The organism is Flavihumibacter sp. CACIAM 22H1 (genome assembly GCF_001601815.1).
Taxonomy (GTDB): Bacteria; Bacteroidota; Bacteroidia; order Chitinophagales; family Chitinophagaceae; genus Flavihumibacter.
The window spans coordinates 1-4,479 of sequence record NZ_LUKG01000144.1; the positions used below are offsets into that span (position 1 = coordinate 1).

9 protein-coding genes and 1 pseudogene are annotated in these 4,479 nt (G+C 44.8%); 7 read left to right on the top strand and 3 right to left on the bottom strand.

Annotation, left to right across the window (positions count from 1 at the left end; genetic code table 11):
* From A1D16_RS21215 to A1D16_RS21235, 6 genes are all read left to right on the top strand, one after another.
* Positions 1-627 (top strand): hypothetical protein (locus A1D16_RS21215; RefSeq protein WP_290713544.1); only part of this gene is annotated, 627 nt, incomplete at its 5' end.
* Positions 628-848: 221 nt separating this feature from the next.
* Complete coding sequence (locus A1D16_RS21795) at positions 849-1,163, top strand: LytTR family DNA-binding domain-containing protein (RefSeq protein WP_366207090.1); 315 nt, start codon at positions 849-851, stop codon at positions 1,161-1,163.
* A 139-nt stretch (positions 1,164-1,302) separates the two neighbouring features.
* A complete protein-coding gene (locus tag A1D16_RS21220; RefSeq protein WP_290713547.1) occupies positions 1,303-1,752 on the top strand; it encodes a hypothetical protein in 450 nt (149 codons plus the stop codon).
* Between the two features lie 54 nt (positions 1,753-1,806).
* Positions 1,807-2,034, top strand: coding sequence for a hypothetical protein (locus A1D16_RS21225; protein ID WP_290713550.1), 228 nt, complete (start codon positions 1,807-1,809; stop codon positions 2,032-2,034).
* A gap of 64 nt (positions 2,035-2,098) precedes the next feature.
* Entirely contained in the window at positions 2,099-2,503 is a 405-nt protein-coding gene (locus tag A1D16_RS21230; protein WP_290713553.1) for a DUF5675 family protein, read from the top strand.
* A gap of 59 nt (positions 2,504-2,562) precedes the next feature.
* Positions 2,563-3,336: a hypothetical protein gene (locus A1D16_RS21235; RefSeq protein WP_290713556.1), complete on the top strand. Its 774-nt coding sequence runs from the start codon at positions 2,563-2,565 to the stop codon at positions 3,334-3,336.
* A gap of 69 nt (positions 3,337-3,405) precedes the next feature.
* Here the strand turns inward: A1D16_RS21235 and A1D16_RS21240 are convergent, their stop codons facing one another.
* A complete protein-coding gene (locus A1D16_RS21240) occupies positions 3,406-3,612 on the bottom strand; it encodes a hypothetical protein (protein WP_290713559.1) in 207 nt (68 codons plus the stop codon).
* Positions 3,613-3,745: 133 nt separating this feature from the next.
* Between A1D16_RS21240 and A1D16_RS21245 the strand changes: the two genes are divergently transcribed.
* Positions 3,746-3,958 (top strand): helix-turn-helix transcriptional regulator, encoded by a 213-nt coding sequence (locus A1D16_RS21245; protein ID WP_290713562.1) that lies wholly within the window; start codon positions 3,746-3,748, stop codon positions 3,956-3,958.
* Positions 3,959-4,216: 258 nt separating this feature from the next.
* Here A1D16_RS21245 and A1D16_RS21800 read toward each other — a convergent pair whose 3' ends face one another.
* Both A1D16_RS21800 and A1D16_RS21250 read right to left on the bottom strand, forming a co-directional pair.
* The gene (locus A1D16_RS21800) at positions 4,217-4,300 is read right to left on the bottom strand and encodes a hypothetical protein (protein ID WP_366207091.1); all 84 of its coding nucleotides are present in this window, start codon (positions 4,298-4,300) and stop codon (positions 4,217-4,219) included.
* Positions 4,297-4,479: pseudogene (locus A1D16_RS21250) on the bottom strand (ATP-binding protein); the annotation flags it as partial. The pseudogene A1D16_RS21250 and the gene A1D16_RS21800, both read right to left, overlap by 4 nt.

Here is a 4,479-nt window from a genome sequence, read left to right on the forward strand (position 1 = left end):
GAATTACTGAATGCATTCAAGAAATTAATTTTTTCATTATTAAAATCTAATTCAATGTCCAACGTATCAAAAAACCTGCTCGTAAGAGGAGCAAAAGGAAAAATGGGTAATCAGTTTGTGTACAAAACAAGAGGCAATAAAACCTTTATTGCCACCCTGCCTACTATTCGTAAAAACGCAGTGGTAACACCGAAGCAGCAAACGGTGCGCGAGCTGTTTGGAGAAGCATCCGGCTACGCAAAGGGCGCGGTTGCTAACGCTGAATTAAAAGCCGCTTATGCGGATAAAAAGGCAAAAGGGGTAACAGCGTTCAATAGGGCCCTGCGTGATTACCTGAAAGCCCCTCTGGTAAAGGAAATTGACGCAGGTGCTTATACGGGGCTTGCTGGTTCGCCCATCCGTATAACTGCTGTTGATGATTTCAGGGTAGCTTCCGTTTCTATCAGCATCTATTCCGCAACAGGTAGTTTGATAGAAGAAGGGGAGGCCAGCATGAACCCCATCAATCACAATAAGTGGACTTACACCGCACAGCAGGATATTTCCCTGTTAAGTGGTTGTATGATCCGGGCTATTGCCAAAGATCTTCCTGAGAATACAGGTATGCTTGAACTGTTACTGCCCTGATTAGTCCATAACCACCTGCAGAAGCGGGTGGTTATTTTAATGCCACATGATTTGATTTTTCGGAATTTTCCAGTATTTTAGAACTATCCGCCTGTAGGTTCATTACAAAAAACGTCGATTCATTACCAAAAACGTCGATTCGTTACATTCTATTTGGAAACACCCTCCGCCCTGCCCTAATGTTGTGTTGTAATTGCTTGTTCACCAACAAACCAATATATATGGACACAGCTTTGGTTTTGTTATGCATCCAACGACGATTGCATAAGATCAACGTTCAAGAAATCTTGTTTCTAAAGGCGAGTGGACGTTACTGTACACTGCATACAGATTCAAAAAAAATCAAAATGCTTTTGAATCTTGGAAAGTTGTCGCAACAATTACCAGCCCGGCATTTTTCCCGTGTGCATCGCGGTTATTTGGTAGCTTGGGAAAAAATCAAACAGATCACTTCCAAGTGGATATTAATCGGTAATGAAAAGATACCCCTCACAAGAGGCGGGCGAAAAATTCTCTTTCAACTCCTCAGTTGTTAAACAGCAGCGCTGCCTGTACTATCAGTAAATAAATTCAGCAAGACAGCCATTCGGCATAGCGGGAGGAATGGCCCCGTATTGCCTTCTTGCATTTTTTGAACGGTCTTACATTTATTCACTACTTAAAATCCAACGCTTTATGACAAACAATATGCTTTCCGCTCAGCAAGCCAACCGGCAACGGTTTGCCAAAGCTGTAGTATATGCGAAAAATAGCCTGGCAAACCCGGCAGTGGTTGCGGCCTATGCAGCAATAATCCAAGGGCCACGGCAAGTATACCTGGCAGCCCTAAAAGATGCGCTGCGTGCACCCCTGCTTGTTAATCTGCAAACCAATGCCTATACCGGCGCAGTTGGTGACTTAATACGGGTGCAGGCGATGGACGATTTTAAGGTGGTACAGGTTGAATTCAAACTTTTTGCCACCGATGGCAGCCTGCTCGAATGCGGACAGGCCATCCGAAGCAACAATGGGTTGGATTGGATCTACACTACCCTGGTTTGCAATCCACAGCCCAAAGGCAGTACCGTGCTGGTGCGTGCTATGGATCTGCCCAGGAATCACTGCGAACTGACACAGGTCCTTTAGTCCCGTTTTTTTCCACCTATGAAAACCCAATTTTCAAACAAAAAAATTCAAACTATGAAACAGTATCAAATTGATCAAATGAGTTTGCTGGAACGGGCCCAGGCCGAAACGCCCCCGTTTTTTGTAAAGCTCCGGAATATTGCGCTTGCTTTGGCTGCGGTAAGCGCATCGGTTGCCACTTCGCCGGTAGACCTGCCACCACTGGTATTAAGCATTGCAGGTTACCTTGGAGTTGCTGCTGCGGCCATTGGAGCTGTGAGCCAAATTACCGTAAAAAGCTAAGCGGTCTTTTATACACCCCGGCTCTTCCGGCCGGGGTTTATTTACCCATCAAAAATCTAACACCATGGAACTTTTATTGCAACGCAGTTACCAGGCCTCCGGAACCAATGGCATGCTCAGCTGCGGTAATGAGCTCATTTGTTATACCATTGAGCTGCCCTGGCAACAGAATAAGCGATGGATTTCCTGTATACCCGAGCAGCGGTATCAATTATTGCTGCGCTACAGCAAGCGCCATCAGTTGCACCTGTTGCTAAAGGATGTTCCTAACCGAACGCTGATACTTATTCACAAAGCCAACAACGCGTTGAAAGAACTGAAGGGCTGTATTGGTGTGGTTCGCGAACTTACCGGGCCGGGTAAAGGAATTAACAGCGCTCTTGCGTTTAGAAAACTGCTTCAATTAGCCACTGCTTGTATTAACCGGGGTGAACGTCTTTGGTTACGAATAGAATGTCTCACCGATTGAGGTGTGATTATTTTCAATGCCCGGCTATTACTGGTCGGGCTTCATTAAAACTAAAATACATGTTACCATTTGAACAGCAGTACGCGCATGAAATTGGCCGTGTTTTTAACCAAACCGCCCTGCTTCCGGGCTGTGCGGCGGTAACACCCGGGCAGGTAATTCGTTTCAATCAGGTAAGGCGTGCGAACTGGAAACCCGAACCGCTGCCTGTAGGTGCATTTAAGGTACTGGAAAACCAGCCGGGTTTTGGTGATGAGCCGCCGCAGGTAGAAGAGGAGGCGGAAACGCGCACTATCCGCTACGCCAATGGGCCCATTTACTGGGAAGCGATGGGAGCCGACCAGCTTACCATACGCATGCCGGTACCGGGCTCCTTGTTTTTTTTGGCGATTGAGTGTTCTGTTTTTCGGCTTACGAATAGTTTGGAGCGGCTACGTGCATTAAGGCGGCGGAGAAAGGAGCCCTGGTGGAAGGAATGCCACCTGGTAACAGGGCTAACTGTAGCCAGGAGGGCTTTAATTGTTCAAGCGGCATCGGAGCACTGTTATTTTGAACTGGAGGGCAGGTTGGAGGAGCTGATGAACCGGGGAGGGGCGCGGTTAAGGGAATCGGATAATCTTAGAATTCGCAATGCGCGTGGTACGGCGTTGGAAATATCCTGGCAGCAGCAGATGCCTATTGTGATGGAAACTGAACCGCTGTATCGTTCAACAATCAGCCGCATATTATCCATACCAGGTCTTACTCCTAGTCCATTAATGGTCTTTAGTTTTTTCGACCTGTTAAAAGCGCTGCTACTGGGGTCTGGTTCAGATGCAAGCACCCGGAAATAACCGGCAATTTATTGTGGGCAATTAAGCAATCGGTAACCAGCGTTTTATTCAGCCAGCGGTAACGAGGTTTTAAGGATGGTTGGTTGATTTCCTGGTTGGCTTAGCGTAGGGGATGAAAATCTTATCAGATAGTAGTTCGGCCAATTTAGTATTGGCTTCTTGCAAGAGGGCATTTTGTTTTTTCAACAGCTGGTTTTGCTCACCAATTTCAGTAAGATTAGTTAGCTGTGCAAAAATCAATTCTTCCAGCTGTGCTTTGGTATAGTTTAAGGACATGATTAGAGGATTAAGGTGATACAAATGTAATAATTAAATTCATAAATGTAATAATAAATTACATTTATCTGCTCTCTTTTCTAGTCGAGCATTACAATTTTATCCATTTAATTTGCATTCAGTACATTAGGGAATGGACGAAAAAATTAATCGAATTAAGGAGGTGTTGGTCCGCAAAGGAGTGAGTCAGAAACAACTGGCAGAGGATCTACAAAAGAATGAGCATACCGTCTCCAACTGGTGCGTCAATAAGTCGCAGCCACACCTGAAAGAGTTATTACGAATTGCGGAGTTGCTGGATGTAGATATTTGTGATTTGTTGGTTTCAAGGAGAGGTGGGGTGTAGAATATATTTTTAGTAGAAAAAATATTTTGACTAAAATGGAGATGCCCCGAGTCAAAGAGGTTTGCCGTAAGAAGGGGATCATTGTAAATTCTGGGCATATTGACCCACCAATCTGGGATGTTGATCCACCTTTTGTAAAGGTGTATGTGTAAGAACTTTTTGCTTGGTTAAAAATACAACTGCTTATGTTGTTGATTTGATTTTTTTTCGACTTAGGGACTCGCCCTTCAGTTCTATACGATGTGCGTTGGCTACCAATCAGTCAAGAATTGCATCCGCTAATGTGGGGCCGTTAATATATTCGTACCATTTGTTTACCGAAAGTTGGGATGTTATAATCATGCTTTTCTTGCCAACTGATCTTTCAGCAGTTGAAGCGGCGTCAACCGGATCTCCTGGGTGAACGGTTGTAAACCAAAGTCGTCGAAAATAATCAGTGATTGACGTTCCAGGTGATTCAATAATATAATGTACGAGCCATCCAATTTAGTGAGGGTCACTTTTTTAATCAGACGGTTCAT